The sequence below is a fragment of the Hymenobacter puniceus genome, assembly GCF_014333525.1.
In the GTDB taxonomy this organism is placed as follows: domain Bacteria; phylum Bacteroidota; class Bacteroidia; order Cytophagales; family Hymenobacteraceae; genus Hymenobacter.
On record NZ_JACSCX010000007.1, the window covers coordinates 143,505 to 160,487 of the forward strand.

Annotated in this window: 15 protein-coding genes; 9 read left to right on the forward strand and 6 right to left on the reverse strand. The window is 62.7% G+C overall.

Features of this window, described 5'->3' with window-relative positions; genetic code table 11:
- Positions 1-15: 15 nt before the first annotated feature.
- Both H8B14_RS17800 and H8B14_RS17805 read right to left on the reverse strand, forming a co-directional pair.
- On the reverse strand, positions 16-270 hold the full coding sequence (locus H8B14_RS17800) for a 4a-hydroxytetrahydrobiopterin dehydratase (RefSeq protein WP_187317016.1): 255 nt from the start codon (positions 268-270) through the stop codon (positions 16-18).
- A 294-nt stretch (positions 271-564) separates the two neighbouring features.
- Positions 565-1,134: an NADAR family protein gene (locus H8B14_RS17805; RefSeq protein ID WP_187317017.1), complete on the reverse strand. Its 570-nt coding sequence runs from the start codon at positions 1,132-1,134 to the stop codon at positions 565-567.
- Between the two features lie 121 nt (positions 1,135-1,255).
- On the opposite strand from H8B14_RS17805, the gene H8B14_RS17810 reads away from it, so the two are divergent.
- The 4 genes from H8B14_RS17810 to H8B14_RS17825 all read left to right on the forward strand — a co-directional run bounded on the left by H8B14_RS17810 (position 1,256) and on the right by H8B14_RS17825 (position 4,124).
- A complete protein-coding gene (locus tag H8B14_RS17810) occupies positions 1,256-1,759 on the forward strand; it encodes a hypothetical protein (protein WP_187317018.1) in 504 nt (167 codons plus the stop codon).
- 65 nt (positions 1,760-1,824) lie between these two features.
- Positions 1,825-2,040 carry a hypothetical protein gene (locus H8B14_RS17815; protein ID WP_187317019.1) on the forward strand — a complete coding sequence of 72 codons (216 nt, stop codon included), beginning with the start codon at positions 1,825-1,827 and terminating at the stop codon, positions 2,038-2,040.
- A 76-nt stretch (positions 2,041-2,116) separates the two neighbouring features.
- Positions 2,117-2,818 carry a metallophosphoesterase gene (locus tag H8B14_RS17820; RefSeq protein ID WP_187317020.1) on the forward strand — a complete coding sequence of 234 codons (702 nt, stop codon included), beginning with the start codon at positions 2,117-2,119 and terminating at the stop codon, positions 2,816-2,818.
- A 244-nt stretch (positions 2,819-3,062) separates the two neighbouring features.
- The gene (locus tag H8B14_RS17825; RefSeq protein ID WP_187317021.1) at positions 3,063-4,124 is read left to right on the forward strand and encodes a hypothetical protein; all 1,062 of its coding nucleotides are present in this window, start codon (positions 3,063-3,065) and stop codon (positions 4,122-4,124) included.
- Positions 4,125-4,161: 37 nt separating this feature from the next.
- On the opposite strand, the gene H8B14_RS17830 is transcribed toward H8B14_RS17825, so the two are convergent.
- The 3 genes from H8B14_RS17830 to H8B14_RS17840 all read right to left on the reverse strand — a co-directional run bounded on the left by H8B14_RS17830 (position 4,162) and on the right by H8B14_RS17840 (position 6,457).
- On the reverse strand, positions 4,162-4,896 hold the full coding sequence (locus H8B14_RS17830; RefSeq protein ID WP_187317022.1) for a TIGR04283 family arsenosugar biosynthesis glycosyltransferase: 735 nt from the start codon (positions 4,894-4,896) through the stop codon (positions 4,162-4,164).
- A gap of 127 nt (positions 4,897-5,023) precedes the next feature.
- Positions 5,024-5,809 (reverse strand): tetratricopeptide repeat protein, encoded by a 786-nt coding sequence (locus H8B14_RS17835; RefSeq protein WP_187317023.1) that lies wholly within the window; start codon positions 5,807-5,809, stop codon positions 5,024-5,026.
- 147 nt (positions 5,810-5,956) lie between these two features.
- Positions 5,957-6,457, reverse strand: coding sequence for a helix-turn-helix domain-containing protein (locus H8B14_RS17840; RefSeq protein ID WP_187317024.1), 501 nt, complete (start codon positions 6,455-6,457; stop codon positions 5,957-5,959).
- A 347-nt stretch (positions 6,458-6,804) separates the two neighbouring features.
- Here H8B14_RS17840 and H8B14_RS17845 point away from each other — a divergent pair, with 347 nt between their 5' ends.
- The 5 genes from H8B14_RS17845 to H8B14_RS17865 all read left to right on the forward strand — a co-directional run bounded on the left by H8B14_RS17845 (position 6,805) and on the right by H8B14_RS17865 (position 15,497).
- Positions 6,805-10,404 (forward strand): S8 family serine peptidase, encoded by a 3,600-nt coding sequence (locus tag H8B14_RS17845; RefSeq protein WP_187317025.1) that lies wholly within the window; start codon positions 6,805-6,807, stop codon positions 10,402-10,404.
- Positions 10,405-10,569: 165 nt separating this feature from the next.
- Positions 10,570-11,976, forward strand: coding sequence for a sensor histidine kinase (locus tag H8B14_RS17850; RefSeq protein ID WP_187317026.1), 1,407 nt, complete (start codon positions 10,570-10,572; stop codon positions 11,974-11,976).
- A gap of 156 nt (positions 11,977-12,132) precedes the next feature.
- Positions 12,133-13,788 carry an FAD-dependent oxidoreductase gene (locus H8B14_RS17855; protein WP_187317027.1) on the forward strand — a complete coding sequence of 552 codons (1,656 nt, stop codon included), beginning with the start codon at positions 12,133-12,135 and terminating at the stop codon, positions 13,786-13,788.
- 237 nt (positions 13,789-14,025) lie between these two features.
- Positions 14,026-14,871, forward strand: a complete 846-nt coding sequence (locus tag H8B14_RS17860) for a metallophosphoesterase family protein (RefSeq protein WP_187317028.1) — start codon at positions 14,026-14,028, stop codon at positions 14,869-14,871.
- Positions 14,871-15,497 carry a hypothetical protein gene (locus tag H8B14_RS17865; protein ID WP_187317029.1) on the forward strand — a complete coding sequence of 209 codons (627 nt, stop codon included), beginning with the start codon at positions 14,871-14,873 and terminating at the stop codon, positions 15,495-15,497. Before H8B14_RS17860 ends, H8B14_RS17865 begins: the two co-directional genes overlap by 1 nt.
- 45 nt (positions 15,498-15,542) lie before the next feature.
- Here the strand turns inward: H8B14_RS17865 and H8B14_RS17870 are convergent, their stop codons facing one another.
- Positions 15,543-16,925, reverse strand: a complete 1,383-nt coding sequence (locus H8B14_RS17870; RefSeq protein WP_187317030.1) for a lysophospholipid acyltransferase family protein — start codon at positions 16,923-16,925, stop codon at positions 15,543-15,545.
- Positions 16,926-16,983: the final 58 nt, after the last annotated feature.

The following is a 16,983-nucleotide window of genomic DNA, read 5'->3' on the forward strand; positions in this document are numbered from 1 at the left end:
CCGACAACTACCAACTCACGCCACCACCCCGCCATACCCGGCGGCCAGCTGGTCGATGGCAGCGGCCAAGGCGTGGTCCTTTTCGGTGACGATGTTGCCGGCGTCGTGGGTGCGCAGGCGGAAGCTGACCACATTGTACTCGTTGCTCCACCATGGATGGTGCTGCTGGTGCTCGGCTTCCTCGGCTACATCGGTCATAAAGCTGAAGGCCACTTTAAAATCCTTGAAGCGGAAGGTGCAGGTCAGGGTGTTATCGGTTTCGGTCCACATGGGAGTTGGGGGATTGGGGTTCGGTGGGTTGCCCGGCATGACCGCAGAAGATTACTTCTTGGTGCGCTTCGCTCTGAGCTCTGTCAGTTGCCGGTCTATATCGGTGGTAGCTTCAATGGCTTGCCGCAGTATTGCGTCGACATCCGTGCCAGTCATTTCGATTGCCGGCCCGTGCCGGGATACCAGACGCACATTGTATACGCCGTTAGATACCTCTTCGTAAGTGAACGTCCAGTCGGGTGGCAGGCAGGCACTATTCATATTATCTCATTGAGGACCTGGCAGATATGGAAACTAGCGGACACCGTCCAGGCGGGCCCTGACTTCCATTAAGGCAAAGCCTAACAGATTGAGGCCGCGCCATTCAGCTGGGTTAGCCGCCTGCGGGTGGTCTTGCGCCAAACCAATGCCCCACACCGGGTCAACAGGGCTGGCTTCTACAAGCACGCGGGCTCCCGTACCAAGCAGGAACGCCCGCAGCGCTGAATGCTGACTGAATTTGGCCACATTACCTTCCACCACAATACTGAAACGAGCGGCGTTCCAGCGGGCTTCATCAAAGTCCTGAATGGTGCGGCCCAGCCTTTTTGCTTGGTCAGGATGGGAGACGGCCAGGATAGCCTGCCGAATAGCTTCGTCCTGGAAAAGGCGGGCTTTTTCGGCCATCATGTAGTGTTCTGCGGTGGCGTAAGCATCACCTGCTACCTTAAATGGCGCCGGATACCACTGGCTGAACACCTCTTTACCAATCTGGCCCGCGCCGGTGTGGCCCCAGAAATACAGGTACTTCAAGGCCGCCCCGGCCTCCAGATGCAGCAGCAGACTCTGAACAGAACGAATGGCAGGTAAAGGCGCATCGGGCATGGCAAACCAGGTGATAGGCGGGAATATTTTAGGGAGCTGAAGCCGTCAAAGCTAAACCCATATCGGCGAACCACAGTACACTTACCTACTACCGACCTCTCACCCACTACCTCGACTTCCTATGGCAATTGACCCTAACAACCGCCCCGTGCGCGTCATCAACGACGATACCACCGAACAGGAAATGAAAGCCGGCCACATCACGCCCGGCGGCGACCCGCCCAAAAACGAGGACGCCCGCGGCGGCTTCGGTAACCGCGACGGCAAGGAAGGCTTCGGCACCGACAGCGGTGCGGGTATTTCGGCTGTGTCGGTCAATGAAAACGCCGACCGCACCAGCTCGCCCCCCGACAATATGCGTAGCACCGATGAGGGCCGCCCCGACCGACCCAACCAAGACCTACCTGCCGACGACGACGACTCCGACCTGGAGGCCCGCCGCCCCGTAGATGAGCTGGACCGCGACGATGCCCGCAGCGGCCCCGATGAAATGTCGGACCCTGACTCGCGGGTGGGCATGGGCCAGATGGAGCGCCCGACCGGTACCAACGCCGACCTGGCCCGCCAAGGCACCAACGCTGACCTCACCGACCTGAACGCCACCGATACAGCCATTGTGCAGTAGCGTTTGGCCGAATGGTTCGGCTTGCTTGAAGTACCTCATGTTTCACCTTTTAGATTCTGCGCGCCATGCCTTACATCAGCAATAGCACCAACCAGCAGTCGAAAGAGAATCACGGAAGCCCCAGCCAGACCAAGCAGCCCAAGGCTGCTGGGAACCTGCCCATAAACGAGCTTGATGCACAAACCGAAGAGCGCCTGGAACAAGAAGCGCTGGATGCAGGCTTGCGCCACCCCAACCGCAACCTCGATAAGCCGGATATCGACAAGCCGCCTTACAGCTAGCCGCAATTTTTCTGCAAAGCACCCTCTTCACGGAGGGTGCTTTTTTCTTCGTTACTGCTCTGCTTACACTTCTATTATGGCCCGCTACGCTTCCACCGACTTGCATGGCTGCCTGCACACCTTCCGGCACTTGCTGGAACAGGAGCTACGCCTGCAGCTTACTGATGAGCTGTATTTGCTCGGTGACTATATCAACAAAGGCCCCGATAGTCGCGGCGTGCTGGATTATCTGCTGCAGCTGACGGCGCGCGGCTTCCGGGTGCACTGCCTGCGCGGCAACCACGACCAGGAGTTGCTGGACGCGGCACAGGGAAGGTCCCACCTCACTTGGGCTGTCACCGCCGACCGCCAGATGACGCTGGCCAGCTTTGGAGTAGCGCGCCCCGAAGACATTCCGGAGCGTTATCTGCGCTGGCTCCATGATCTGCCGTATCAGCTAGACATTCCGGACTTTACATTGGTACACGCTGGCTACAATTTCAGTTTACCGCCGGACCGTATGCGTGCCGACTGGACGACTATGCTCAACGTTAAGCAGTTTACGTTTGACGCCTCGCGGCTGCAGGGCCGGCGCCTGTTGCACGGCCACGTGCCCACGCCCATTGCCGAAGTGAAGCGCCAGGTCCGGAACCAAGCTGGCGCTATCTGCCTCGATACGGGGTGCGTCTACCGCCACAATCCTGAGCTAGCCCACCTAGCCGCCCTCAACCTCGATACGCTGGAGCTTACGCTAGTGGCAAACCAAGAGCCCCCCTACCCCATAGCACGCCGCGGCTAGAGCTGGCCCGAGCAAACATCTTTCTGCCTGTAGCCCCCGGCCGCTTGAATGGCAGTATATACTGCTGATAAGCAGCCAGAAACAGCCACTCCGGCGTTGACCAACAAAGCAGGAGCCTCGCTGAGGCAACAGAAATGCTACCCTGATGGGAACTTTCTTTCTCTGAAAGTGCAGCGGCCAAAATGCAGGCATGATTCGTGTAGCCACTAAGGAGTTATACATTCTACTCCTTTACTCCCTGTTTATGCCCGCCTTGCCTACTCCTGCTACCACGCTGCCGCCGCCCCATTTACTTCGTCCAGCTGCGCTGCCGGCGCCGCGCCGCAAGCGGGCCTGGGTGAAAGAGCGAATGTTTCTGGTCCAGAATATAGTACGGGGCAACGTGCTCCACAACACCGGCGGGGCCCTACACGTGATGCGTCTGCTCACGCTGCACAAAATGCCCGCCGGGCTGTTCAGCTCCGAGCACCCGTGGGTAACAGGCCAGATGCCCGACGACCAAGGCCTGGTGTGGCCCCGCAATGTGGTGTTCCGGACCGAAGCCGGGACGCAGTGGGTTGAGCCCGACTACACGCCGGAGCCCGACGAGGTTATTGCCAGCAAGGTGGGTAAGTTTCTGGCAACGATGGTGGGCAAATCGGTGCCGACACCTGAAATTCCGCACGGCACGCGCCGGCGTATGCCGCACGCCATCAACTACCTGCACGGCGCCGTGCACTACAACGGTCTTACGCTGCTGTTCAACAACTTCGCCGAAGCCTTGGAGTATCTGGCTGATACCCGCTTCCGCAAAGAGCTGCGCCGCCTGATCCGGACGGAGCACCGCGAAGTGACGCTGGTATTTCGGGAGCGAAACTACGACCCGGTTGAATACGCCTATTTCTCGGCTTTCGTGATGTCGCACCTGCCGTGGTTTGCCAACGTAAACGGGGCGCAGCGCCGCGTGATGTGGGGCAACCCTTCACCCTACCCGGCCGTGAACATCATCAACGGCAACTGGGTGGCCGATACCGAGCGTTTGCGCCACGGCGACACAACCAGCATCGTGCGGCCGCCCGTAGCGCCCGGCCTCTACTTTCAGGGCGAATACGGCGTGCCGACCCGGGGCGCCAATCGGCTGGAAAAAACCCACGCCTTCCTGATCAACAACTGGGTGCGGCGGCGTGGCTTCCGCGGCGGCCTCTACTTCGTGGACCGGCGCAAAGTGGAAGCCGAGCGCTACCGCCAGTACCAAGCCACCAATGGCCAGAATTTCACCAGCAACGAGCTGATTGAAAACCCGTTGCGAAGGAAAGCAACCAAGTGATTGGGGAAACAGCTGTCATCACCTCACCGTTCAAATTTCACACCTTATCCTGCCGGATCAGGCGGCGATACACTTTCACCATCTGCTGCTGCGACATGCCGAGGCGGTACATAGCCGTGATGAGGTAGTAGATGCCCTGCAGCCGCCACACGCCGTTTTCGCGGTATTTGCGGGCCGAGGTAACGATGTAGTGGGGCAACACCTGCAGCGGCGCCACCTGGCGCAGGCGGCGCGTAATCTCCTGATCCTCAAACACCACCATATCCTCACGGTAGCCTCCGGCTTGCTCGAATACGTCGCGGCGCACGAACAGGCTTTGGTCGCCGAAGCGGAATACCTCCTGCGGGAAACGCGTAAACCAGGCATTCAGGGCCAGAAACCAGCTAGGATGATCGAAGTGCAAACGGTAGCCGCCGCACCCCGCGCCTGCGGCCACTGCCGCCCGGATATGGCCAGTGAACCCAACCGGCGGACAGGTATCGGCGTGCAGGAAATAGAAGATGCTGCCCGTAGCGGCTGCGGCCCCGAAGTTGAGCTGAGCCGCCCGGCCTTTGCGCGGACAAAGCACCACCCGGGCCCCGGCAGCCGTGGCTTCGGCAGCGGTGGCATCAGGGCTATGGCCGTCTGCTACCAGTAGCTCCAGGGCCGCATCGGGGCCGGCAGCCTCGCGCAGGTGGCGCACCAACGGCCCGATGTGGCCGGCCTCCTTATAAGTAGGAATGATGATGCTGATAACCGCCGGCCCGCTAGCCGCTACTGAAGCAGAAGTCATATGGCGAATCGCGTAGGGCAGTTAGTAGCGCGAACTTTATAGTTCGCGCCTCCGCACCGTTAGAGTCGTTCAAACGGCTTGGGGACGCGAACTACACAGTTCGCGCTACTCCCCAACACCACTCAACCTACCGACTGTTCAGTACCTTGGCTTTCAGAACAGCTTTGGCATCGAGGCGGTAGGGGTTGCGGGGGTCTTGGGCTACGGCCTGCAGCGAGGTGCGGGCCTGGGGCAGCTGACCGGTGCGCCACTGCGCCATACCCAGCTGGTAGAGGGCCTTGCCCGCAAGAGCCGAGTTGGGCTGCCGGCTGGCCCGCATCAGGTAAGAACGCGCTGCAACTGCCTCATCCTGACGCAACAGCGTGACGCCGGTATAGTACAGCAGCGTATCCGGGCTGAGGCCGTTTTCGGAGATGCGGCGCAGTGAGTGCAGCGCGGCCGGGTAATGGCCGTCGCGGTACTGCTGCATGGCTTCGCGCAGAAACGGATTGCCGGTGCGCTGAGCGGCCGCCTCCGTCAGGCCAGGCTCGGGGGTGTAGTAGCGGGCCCAGGCCTCATCGGGGCTGATGGCGTGCGGGCGCAGCAGCAGCCATAGTCCCACGCCCAGCAATAGCAGCAGCAAACCACCCGCTATGCCCCACCGCATCTGGGTACGGCGGCGGCGGCGCTGCACGCGCTGCAGCGCGTGCTGGCGCTGGTCGAGGCGCTTATCGAGTCCGGCAAGGCGGTGGCGTAGGGTTTCGTGTCCGGCCACCCAACGCAGGTCGGCCGTGAACCGCTCGTATTGCTCGTAGGCGCTGCTGAGCTGCTCGTCCTGCTCCAGGCGCAACTCGAAGGCTTCCTGCTCACTTTCCGACATCTGCCCATCGGCAAAGCGTTCCAGCTCATCGAGGTAGGGGCGCAGGTCAGACATATATTTTTTAGGGCTTAGGGAGTAGGGCTTGGGGAATAGGTCTACTTGGTGCTTAGGGCTCAGTGCCTAGTGTTTAGGAGCTGGTATTGGTGTTTAGGAATGGAGTACCTAGGTGTATTTAATGTCCTAAGCCCTAAACACCATCTCCTAAGCACTATCCTTGATGCTGAGTTCGTAGAGGCGGCGCAGGCAGCCGGCTTTCTGCAGGCGGGCCACGGTGGCATTGGCAAAGCCCATTTTGCCGGCCACCTTCTTGAAATTGTAGCCCCGAAAGTAGAAAAACATCAATACCTGCTGGCAGTCGGCCCCGAGTTGGCCAAACAACCCCAGCAGCTGTTGTCGGCGGCCTGCTTCAGCGGCAGGCAGCATGTCGGTAGCGGCTCCGGCCGTTTGCAGGTTCTGTGCGGCCATGCCATACACGTGGGCCCGCAGATCGGGTGGCAGTTTGGTGAGGCGGCCGTCGGATACCTGGTCGTAGAATTCCAGCAGCACTGTGCGCAATAGCTCGTGGGCAACGGGTGGCTCCAGCTGGTGCTGGCGCCGGGCCCAGCGCGCGAACAGGTCGCGGTTTTCCTGGTAGAAAGTAATTAGAAACGACTGGTTGCCAACGCGCAGATGGGTCAGGGTTTCGGCTAGAGGCTGATTCACGGGGCCAGAGCAACAAAGACGAAATATGGCCCCGGCCGGCAGCGGCCTGCCCGGGCGGAACAAGATAACGCAGAAAGTTGGGTTAGCCGCGAAATACGCTGGCCGCGGCAATACCACCTGCCCCGCGTAACCACCCGCACCCACCCGCTAGAAAGGGCCTATACCTACTTGTTCTGACGCCCGATACCGGCCGCTGGCGTGGCACCAGAAACCACCTGCGGAGCACACACAAATTTTATCGACTGATCAGAAGACCGTGTATATTGAACATTAAATCAGCTGTGTATCTTCCCGCTAGCATCCTTTCTTCTCTATAATCTGGTTCCATCTCTACTCCTGTTTCCTGCATGAAACACCTCTCCTCTCTGGGGCTGGCTGCGGCCCTGAGCCTGGCGCCGCTGCTGGCGCAAGCCCAGGCGCCGCAACCGGCCGGCCGCTACACGCTGCGCCTGGCCAGCGGCCCCGTAACGCCCGCCGCCAACTTCGCCGACTGGCTCCGGCAGCCCGCCACTGCTGTGCCCACTGATGTCTGGCAGGGCCAGGTGTTTCGGGTGCTGCAGTTCGAGCAATTGCCCACGGAGGCACAGAAGGCCACGCTGGCCGCGGCCGGCGTGCGTCTGCTCGACTACCTGCCCCGCAACGCCTGGACGGCTGCCATGCCGGCCAACCTGCCGCATCAGCGCCTGAGTGGCGTGGGCTTGCGCAGCGTGCAGCCCGTAGCGCCCACCTGGAAACTGGCCGGCGACCTGGCCCAGAACAAGATTCCAGGCCACATGCGGCGGCCCGGCGGGCTGGTAGAAGTGAACGTGCAGTACTACGCTGTGCTTTCGCCTAACCAGGCCGCGCAGGCTTTGCGCCAAAGCGGATTTCAGGAAGCTGGCAAGCCAATGTTTGAGCAGCAGCTGCGCGTATTGTGCCGCGAGGCCGACATTGCCCGCGTAGCCGCCTTGCCATGGGTGAGTGCCGTGGAGCCGGCCACGCCGCCTGCCGAACCCGAGAACTTTCGGGGCCGCACCGACCACCGCGCCAACGCCATCAGCACCGACTACGGCGCCGGCCGCCACTACGACGGCCGCGGCGTAACCGTGGGCCACGGCGACGACGGCCGTATCGGGCCGCACATCGACTTTCAGGGCCGCGTAGACCAGAGTGCGGCCGGAGCCAGCGCCGGCAACCACGGCGACCATGTGGCCGGCATCATTATGGGCGCCGGCAACATGGACCCGCGGGTACGCGGCAATGCTACGGCAGCTTTCAACCAGTACTTTTCTTACCCCGGCAACCTCACCAACACGCCCACCGCCTACGCTGGCCCGCGCAAGATGCGCGTAACAAACTCCAGCTACGGCGACGGCAACAACGCCGGCTACACCAGCTTCACGCGCACCGTCGATCAGCAGACGCGCCAGCGGCCGTACCTGCTGCACGTATTTTCCTCGGGTAACTCCGGTACTTCCGACTTCGGCTACGGCGCCGGGCCAGGCTGGGGAAACATCACAGGCGGCCACAAAATGGGCAAGAACGTGGTGACCGTGGGCAACCTCACGTATACCGATGCCCTGGCTGGCTCCAGCAGCCGCGGCCCGGCCAAAGACGGCCGCATCAAGCCCGACATCTGCGCCGTGGGCACCAGTGTCACGTCTACTGTCGACCCCAACACCTACGCCGTATTTACGGGCACGAGCATGGCCGCGCCCGGTGTGGCCGGTGTTACGGCCCAGCTGGTGCAGGCCTACCGCAGCATCAACAGCCAGCAGGAAGCGCCCGGCGCGCTGCTGAAAGCGGCCATGATGAACACCGCCGAAGACCTCGGCAACCCCGGCCCCGACTTCCGCTTCGGCTACGGCCGCGTGAATGCGCTCCGGGCCGTGCGGGTGCTGGAGCAGCGCACCTACCTGAAAGACTCCCTAACGACGGGCCAAACCAAAACCCACACCATTGCAGTGCCAGCCGGCAAAAAGGAGCTACGCGTGATGGTGTACTGGCACGACTACGAAGGCACCATCAACTCCACCGAAAACCTCGTCAATGATCTGAACATGCAGGTGGCACAACCCGGCGGCGGCAGCTTGCAGCCGTGGGTGCTCGACCACCGGCCTACCGCGGCGCAACTCAACGCCAACGCCGTGCGCGGCCTCGACTCACTCAACAACGTGGAGCAGGTGACCGTGACGGAGCCGGCTGCCGGCAACTATACCGTGACCGTACGCGGGGCGGCTGTTCCTCAGGGCCCCCAGACCTATTACTTGGTATATAGCTACCTCGAAGACGGCGTGGAGCTGACCTACCCGCTAGGCGGGGAAGGCCTGGTACCCGGCGAGAATGAAGTAATCCGCTGGGATGCTCCGGCCGGCTCCGCCACGTTTGCGCTGGACTACTCCACCGACAATGGCGCCACCTGGCTCCCGATTTCCACCACCGTAGCCGCCACCGCCCGCCACTTCGACTGGACAGTACCGGCCGGCGTGGCCTCTGGCCGCGTGAAAGTGCGCGTGACGCGCGGCGCGGCCAGCAGCCAATCAATAGTGCCGCTCACGGTGTCGGCGCTGCCCGGCAACCTGCGCCTGGGCTACGTGTGCCAGAACGAGGTGAAGCTGCAGTGGGACACGCTGACGACGGCCTCGGCCTACATTGTATATAAGCTGGGTGCTGAGTCCATGGACTCGGTGACGACTGTGACGCGCACTTCCGTGGTGCTGCCGGGGCTGGGTTCCGGCTCCGAGCAGTGGTACAGCGTGCGCGCCATCCGGGCTTCGGATGGGTTGCGCAGCCGCCGCACCCGCGCCCTCAACCAGCCGGCGCGCCTGCTCAACTGCCCTGGCCCACCACTTATTGCGTTTGAAGCCAGCCGCACGTTGGTTTGCCCTGGCGTGCCCGTCACCATCACCGACCAAAGCCAGTCGTTCCCAACCAGCTGGACCTGGTCGGTTTCGCCCAGCGCGGGCGTCACGTTTGTGGGCGGCACGAGTGCCAGCTCGCAAAACCCGCAGCTGCAGTTTGCCAACCCTGGCACCTACAGCGTCACGCTGCTGGCCAGCAACAGCTATGGCCCCACTACGGCCACCCGCCCGGCGCTCATCACCGTCACGCTGGGACAGGCCCTGCCAATGGTGCAGAACTTCCGCACCAGCACTTTCCCGCCCGCAGGCTGGCAGGTAGTAAATCCTAGCGCCACCTCCAACTTCCGCTGGCAGCTTAGCCGCTCGGCCGTAATGGGTCCTGACACGCTGGTGCGCGCCGTGCCGATGTCCAACGATTACGCCAACGCCGCCCGTGGCACCGAAGACTACCTTATTACCCCGCCGCTGGATTTGAGCACGGCCCCCACCACCGCCAACACGGTGCGCCTGACTTTCTCGGTGGCATATGCCGCCTACAGCGCCACCTATTTCGACGGTATTCGGGTGGACATGAGCACCGACTGCGGCGCCACGTTCCAGCCCACCGGCTACCTCAAGCGCGGCACGGCGCTGGCCACGATTCCTACCTTCCAAACCAGCGAGTGGGAGCCAACGCAGCCCGGCCAGTGGCGCCAGGAAACCGTGGACCTGCCCGGCCTGCTCACGGCGGGCGGCACGCGCCCGGCCAATGTGCTGGTGCGCTTCACCAACCTCAACGACTATGGCAACAACCTCTATCTGAGCAATGTGCGCCTACGCACGCTGCAGGTATTGGGCACCGCCAGCCGCAACGCCAACCTGGGCTTGCTGAGTGCCTATCCGGTACCCTTCACGCAGGAGCTGACCGTGCAGCTGGCCCCTAACAAGGCCGGGGCAGCCACGCTGCAATTGCTCGATGCCTTGGGCCGCACCGTTCGGGAAGAAGCAGTACTGCTGCGCGCCGGCGCTCAGCAGCACACGCTGGCTACCGGCTCGCTGCCGGCCGGCGTATACACGCTACGCCTGCGCACCAGCGCTGGCACGCAGCAGCTGAAAGTGGTGAAGTAAGAAGACCTGGTTCTGATTCAACGCCTGCGGCGCCTGAACAGGACGGTACTATAAAGCAAAACGTGCCTCGGCGCGTCTACCGGAAAGCGCCTCCCGTTGGGGGCGCTTTCTTTGTTGAAGAATAGTCGGGAACTTACCTGCCTGCTTCGCCTTTCCCTTTTTGTTATGGCTGCTAACCTGACTCCTGCCGATTTTTCCGTGGTGCCCACGTTCGAGGGCCTGCCCGCGCCGGTGCTGGACTGGCTGCTGGCCCACGGCGAGCGGCGCGAGTTTAACCCCAACGAAATCGTATTGGAACCCGGCTCTGCCGCCGAGTTCATGCTGGTGCTGCTGCAGGGGGGCCTGCAATTCTACGTTCTTCGTAATGGCCAGCCTGAGCCTGCTTTTCGCCTCGATACCGGCCAGGTTAGCGGGGTGCTGCCGTACTCGCGCATGCAAACCAGCAAGGCCCGGGGCGTGGCGGTGGGCCAGCTGGTAATGTATACGCTGCACCGCGACCTTTTTCCGGAATTGGAGCAGGTGAGCCCGGAGCTGGTGCAGCGGCTGGTGGCGCTGATGAGCGACCGGGCCCGCCTGGAAACCCGCGGCCAGGAGCGCGACGACAAGCTGCGGGCCCTGGGCAAGCTCTCGGCGGGCCTGGCACACGAGCTCAACAACCCCGCCGCCGCCATTGTGCGCGCCGCCGAAGCCCTCAACCAGCACCTGCGCGCTTCCCCCACGCTGATGCGCAACCTGCTGCAGCACTGCCCCGAACCTGCTGCCCTCGACCAGCTCACAGCCCTCGCCCTGGCCCCGCCCGCCGACGGCCCGCCCCTCTCCGGCCTGGCCCGCGCCGACCGTGAAGACGAGCTATTGAGTTGGCTGGAAGATCAACAGGTACCTGATTCGTATGCGCTGGTGGAGGGTTTGCTGAACGCGGGCCTCATGGTTCCGCAGCTGGCTGAGGCGGTGGAAGGTCTGCCACCCGCTGCCCGGCCGGCCGCGCTGGCCTGGCTGGAAGCCAAGCTGGCCTCGCTGCGCCTCGTGCACGACGTGCAGGAAGCCGGTGGCCGCATCAGCACGCTGGTGCAGAACGTGAAAACCTACTCCCACATGGACCGCGCCGTCGACTTCGCCCCCTTGGACGTGCACGCCGGCCTCGACAGCACCGTGAACATGCTGGGCTTCGCACTGCGCGAAAAGAACATCCAGCTGGTGCGCGACTACGCGCCCGATTTGCCGCCAGTACGCGGGCAGGTGAGCAGCCTCAATCAGGTCTGGACCAACCTGCTCGACAACGCCATTTCGGCTCTGCCATCGGGCGGCAAAATCACGCTTCGCACCTTGCGGGAAGGCGACTTTGTACGGGTGTTCGTCATCGACAACGGGCCTGGGATTCTGCCTGAGGTGCTGCCACGCATCTTGGAGCCGTTCTTTACCACCAAGCCGGCCGGCGAAGGCTCGGGCCTGGGCCTCGATATTGCGCTGCGTACCGTAGAAAGCCACGGCGGCAAGCTGGATGTCCGCTCCGAGCCCGGCCACACCGAGTTCTGCGTGTGGCTGCCAGTGGGTGGGGTAGCAGTGTCATCCTGAGGCGTTAGCCGAAGGACCTTATAAGAGCAGAACGACATTAACAGAACAGCTCAGCAAACCTCAGCGCAAAACAGTATAACAACGACACGTTCCAACGTGGTAAGGTCCTTCGCTCTGCTCAGGATGACAGACGGTTTGCCCACCACCCCTAGCTACATGGACAAGAAACCGATTATCCTGACCGTGGATGACGATGCGCAGGTACTTAATGCCATTGACCGGGACTTGCGCGCCGAGTTCCGGCAGAACTACCGCATTCTGCGGGCCGCTTCGGGAGAGGAAGCCCTGGAAACCCTGCGAGAGCTGCTGACCCGCGAAGAAGAAGTGGCTTTAATCTTGGCCGACCAGCGCATGCCTGGCATGGAAGGCGTGGAGCTGCTGGCTGAGGCCCGCACCGTGTTTCCGGACGCCAAGCGGGTGCTGCTCACGGCCTACGCCGACACCGAGGCTGCCATCCGGGCCATCAACAACGCCCGCCTCGACCACTACCTGATGAAACCCTGGGACCCGCCCCAGCAGCTGCTCTACCCCACCCTGCACGATCTGCTGGCTGCCTGGCAGGCTAGCCACCGGCCGCGCTACCGGGGCGTGCGACTGGTGGGGTTTCAATGGTCGCCGCTCTCCCACGACCTCAAGGATTTTCTGGCCGGCTACATGGTGGCGTATCAGTGGCTGGATTTCGAAACCAACCCCGACGCGCAGGCCCTGCTTGCTGCCAAAAACCTGACCGCCGCCGACCTGCCCGTAGTGGTGCTGGAAGACGGCACCACGCTGGCCCGGCCCACCGCCACCGAGGTAGCCACCCGCATCGGCCTCACCACGCAGGCCACCCAGGAGCTGTATGATGTGGTGGTGATTGGGGCGGGTCCTTCGGGGCTGGCGGCGGCGGTGTATGGCGCTTCCGAGGGCCTGAAAACACTGATTATCGAGCGACAAACCCCTGGCGGACAAGCCGGAACCTCATCTCGCATTGAAAACTACCTGGGCTTTCCGACGGGCCTGAGCGGGGCCGAGCTGGCGCACCGCGCCTGGGCGCAGGCCGTACGCCTCGGGGCCGAGTTTCTGGCGCCGCGCGAAGTGACCGAGCTATGCGTGCAGGATGGCTATAAAGTCCTTACCCTCAATGACGGCAGCACGGTGCGCACCCGCGCCGTCGTGCTCACCACCGGCGTCAGCTACCGCACCCTCGATGTGCCTGGCATGCACCGCTTGAGTGGGGCCGGCGTGTACTACGGGGCCGCCCGCACCGAGGCCCGCTCCTGCGACGAGCAGGATGTGTACATTGTGGGCGGCGGCAACTCGGCGGGACAGGCGGCCATGTACCTGGCCACGTATGCGCGGCGCGTGGGCATCGTTATTCGGGGCGAAAACCTGGCGGCGTCCATGTCGGCGTATCTGATTGAGCAGATTGCCAATACGCCCAACATCGAGATTTTGCCGTTCACGGAAGTAGCGGAAGTGTGCGGCCAGGACCACCTGGAGGCTGTGGTGCTGAAAAGCCGCGGCGAGCTGCGCAAAGTGCCAGCCCGGGCGCTGTTCGTGTTCATCGGGGCCAAGCCCAGCACAGAGTGGGTGTGCCAGACGGCGCTCTGCGACGGCAAAGGCTTCCTGCTGACCGGCCGCGACCTGGTGACGGACCCGCGCTACGCCACTGCCTGGAAGCATAACCGGGAGCCTTACCTACTGGAAACCTGCGTGCCCGGCGTATTTGCGGCCGGCGACAGCCGGGCCGGGGCCATGGCCCGTGTGGCATCGGCAGTAGGCGAAGGCAGTATGGCCATCAAGTTTGTGCACCAATACCTCGACGAATAGCTGTCAGTGGCGGAATTTCTGCTCGGAAACCCGGAATTTATTCGGGCCCATTGCTGACGCTGTTTTCGCCCCGCGTGGGCCTGCCAAACACGCCCCACCGGAAACGCGGCGTTGGCTATTGGCTTTTCCAAGGCTCCAAATAAGCTTATTTAAAACCACCGGGCCACCCACATAGTATATGTACTTCGGCGCTGTTAGTGCGCCGATGTGCTGTTTTGCCTGTGTGGGCGCTCTGTTATGGCTTTTTCCTCTACTCTTTCTGATTGGCGCCGCCTGGGTCTGGCGGCCGCCGCCACTGTGCTTTTTAGCGGCTGCGAGATGCTGGAATTCAGTCCCAACGACTTCCGCGGCCCCGAAGAACTGACCAACCTCACCCAGAAAAAACTCGACCAGCTAGCGGCCCGCCCACTGCCGCCCGGCGATACGCTCCGCTTTGTGTTCACCGGCGACTCGCAGCGCTTCTACAATGAGGTGGAAGCACTGGTAGCCAGCGTGAACCGGCAGCCTGGCGTGTCGCTGATGGTGGTGGCCGGCGACATTTCCGACTTTGGGCTGGCCCGCGAAATGCGCTTGGTGGCCGAACGGCTCAACCGACTAACCATTCCCTACCTCACCGTCATCGGCAACCACGACCAGGTGGGCAACGGCCGCGCTGCCTACCAGCAGATTTTCGGGCCCCTGAACTACTCGTTTGTGTACGGCGACACCAAGTTCATCTTCGTGGACACCAACAGCCGCGAGTACAACTTCAACGGCCGTATTCCGGACGTACCGTGGCTGCAGGGCCAGGTAAATGATCTGCAGGGTGCGCGGCGGCAAGTGGTGATGTCGCACGTACCGCCTCAGGATGCCGACTTCGACCAGAACCTGATGCCGGCCTACGTCCAGACTCTGGCGGATGCGCCGAAACTGGCGTTCAAGCTCAATGGCCACCGCCATAGCTACAGCATCGGCCAGCCTTTCGAGGACGGCGTCACCTACATCAACTCGGCTTCTTTTGAGCGCAACGAGTACCTGATTGTTACGCTCTGGAACGACGCCAATGACGAGCCGCAGTTCCGGCTGAAAAAAGTAAGCTTCTGATGCGCCAGCTGCTACTTCCGCTCCTAGGCACTGCTTTGCTGGCAACGCCCGCGCTGGCCCAGAATCCACTGGATATACCCAACCCCGACACCGTAGCGCCGCGCCCCTGGTTCCGGCCGCGCCACCTGGTGGTGCAGACGGCGGGCGGCATGGGCATGGTGGCGGGCGGCGTAGGCTACAGCTTCCGGCGCGACCGGGCAGAGGCCGATGTGCTGGCAGGCTACGTGCCCAAAAAACACGCCGGCTCAGCCTTGTCTATTGCCACGCTCAAGTTGCTTTACACACCCTACACGGTACCGCTGAGCGAAAAGCTGGACTGGCGGCCCCTCACTTTCGGGCCTTACGTGAGCTACACCAACGGCGTAATCAATGACGGAGAGAAAGACCAGTACACCAAAGGATACTACTGGTTTTCGAGAAACACCCGTGTGGGTGTGCTGCTGGGCGGCCGCCTTAGCTACAAGCGCGCCCCGTCGTTGGCTGGCCACTCACGCCGCGTGTCGGCGTACTACGAGCTGGGCACCAACGACTTGTACGTCATCAGCTACTTTGCCAACGGCAACTTCCGCGCCCTCAGCCCCCTTGATATTCTCACGCTTGGGCTGGGCGTGAAAGCCGAGTTCTAACCTCACAGGTAGGCAAGCAGCACCTGTTTTGCAGTAGCCAGGCAGCTATCGGCTTTGCTGCACCCCGGCCAGATACGCTTCTCGAGCCTCACTGAGCAGACGCAGGATGGTAGCGCGCTGGCGCAGCAGGCCTTCCATTGTGGGGCGCTGCTTCCGAAACAGGCGCAGGGCCCGCAGCCGCCGCAGCCGGCCAGCCAGCTTGTTGGCATAGTACAAGGCAAAAAAGCCGGTGGGCGGCAGACTCATACCGTAAAGCAGCGTCCAGCGCCAGTGCTGCGTGAAGTGATGCACCAGCGCAATCTGGGCCGCGTAGCCGAGGCTGAACGTAATCATGCCCACCACCAGCATGATGGGGGCCACAAACTCCACTTCCTTGGTGGCGCGCTTAGCCACCATCGAGGGCAGCTTGTAAGGCAGGTAGTTGTTGATAACGCCATACAGATACACGGGCAGCCCCAGCGCCAGCTTGAGGCCGGCTGCTACAGCGCGGCTGGTGCGGGTGTCGGGGCGGCCGGTGCGCTCCAGGGCATCGTCGGTGAGGCCGAGGCGCTTGAGGTCGGTCAGGTAGGCCGTCAGCTTCTCGCGCACTTCGCCCAGGTGGTCGGGGTCGTGCCTCTCGAAGTAGGCCACCGCCTGCAGCAGCGTGCGGCTCAACTGGAAGTTGTCGTAGAGCGTGCGCGGGTCGTCCTGAATGAGGTGGCCGGTGAAGGTGCGCTCCAGCTGCTGCACCAGCTCATCCTCGGCCGCGTCGCGGGTGATGACGAGGTGCTGCTCCAGATACTGCCGGATGTCTTCGGTAAGCTGGTCGGCGGCGGCGGAAGGGTCCTGGTAGTAGGCGGCAGCGTAGTCGGCCACCCGGATGGGTGGGGCCACGTTCACCAGTACGTCGGAGCGGAACCGCTGGGGGTCGAAGTAGTTGATGCCCACCGGCAGTACCTGCAGGCCCAGCGTGAAGTTATGCCGCGCCTCGGCGCCCAGCGCAATGCGGGCCGCCCCGGTTTTGAGGGGCCGCAGGCGCCGCTCGCTCACGCTGGTGCCCTCCGGAAAAATCATGACCGTGCCGCCCTTTTCCAGGTAGTCGTAGCACTTGCCAAAGGTGGCCTCGTTTTGGGCGGCCAGCTGCTCGGGCGTGGCAGCTTCGGCACCGGTTTCCAGGTCCTGGCGGCGGTAAATCGGGATGGAATTGCCGGAGGTGAGCAGCGCCCGGGAAACCGGATTCTTGAAAAAGGTGCTCTTGGCCAGAAACGCAATGGGCTGGCGGCGGTTGGCGGCCACCACCAGCGGGTCCATGAGCGTGTTGGGGTGGTTGCTCACCATCAGCAGCGGCCCCGGCGTCTGCAGCCGGTCGCGGTGGCGGATTTCGAGACGACGAAAGAACACGCGCAGCGCAACCTGCACAAACGGCTTGATGACGGTGTAGAAGAGCATAGTCAGCAAGTACGGCGGAACCAGATAAATAGCCAACCCGCCGCCGCCATCCGTCCCG

Bases quoted from the DNA above. Each gene is read 5' to 3' on its own strand.
- H8B14_RS17845 (WP_187317025.1), top strand. From the start codon at position 6,805: ATGAAACACCTCTCCTCTCTGGGGCTGGCTGCGGCCCTGAGCCTGGCG.
- H8B14_RS17820 (WP_187317020.1), top strand. From the start codon at position 2,117: ATGGCCCGCTACGCTTCCACCGACTTGCATGGCTGCCTGCACACCTTC.
- H8B14_RS17825 (WP_187317021.1), top strand. From the start codon at position 3,063: ATGCCCGCCTTGCCTACTCCTGCTACCACGCTGCCGCCGCCCCATTTA.
- H8B14_RS17860 (WP_187317028.1), top strand. From the start codon at position 14,026: ATGGCTTTTTCCTCTACTCTTTCTGATTGGCGCCGCCTGGGTCTGGCG.
- H8B14_RS17800 (WP_187317016.1), bottom strand. From the start codon at position 270: ATGTGGACCGAAACCGATAACACCCTGACCTGCACCTTCCGCTTCAAG.
- H8B14_RS17830 (WP_187317022.1), bottom strand. From the start codon at position 4,896: ATGACTTCTGCTTCAGTAGCGGCTAGCGGGCCGGCGGTTATCAGCATC.
- H8B14_RS17870 (WP_187317030.1), bottom strand. From the start codon at position 16,925: ATGCTCTTCTACACCGTCATCAAGCCGTTTGTGCAGGTTGCGCTGCGC.
- H8B14_RS17815 (WP_187317019.1), top strand. From the start codon at position 1,825: ATGCCTTACATCAGCAATAGCACCAACCAGCAGTCGAAAGAGAATCAC.
- H8B14_RS17865 (WP_187317029.1), top strand. From the start codon at position 14,871: ATGCGCCAGCTGCTACTTCCGCTCCTAGGCACTGCTTTGCTGGCAACG.
- H8B14_RS17850 (WP_187317026.1), top strand. From the start codon at position 10,570: ATGGCTGCTAACCTGACTCCTGCCGATTTTTCCGTGGTGCCCACGTTC.
- H8B14_RS17835 (WP_187317023.1), bottom strand. From the start codon at position 5,809: ATGTCTGACCTGCGCCCCTACCTCGATGAGCTGGAACGCTTTGCCGAT.
- H8B14_RS17810 (WP_187317018.1), top strand. From the start codon at position 1,256: ATGGCAATTGACCCTAACAACCGCCCCGTGCGCGTCATCAACGACGAT.
- H8B14_RS17855 (WP_187317027.1), top strand. From the start codon at position 12,133: ATGGACAAGAAACCGATTATCCTGACCGTGGATGACGATGCGCAGGTA.
- H8B14_RS17805 (WP_187317017.1), bottom strand. From the start codon at position 1,134: ATGCCCGATGCGCCTTTACCTGCCATTCGTTCTGTTCAGAGTCTGCTG.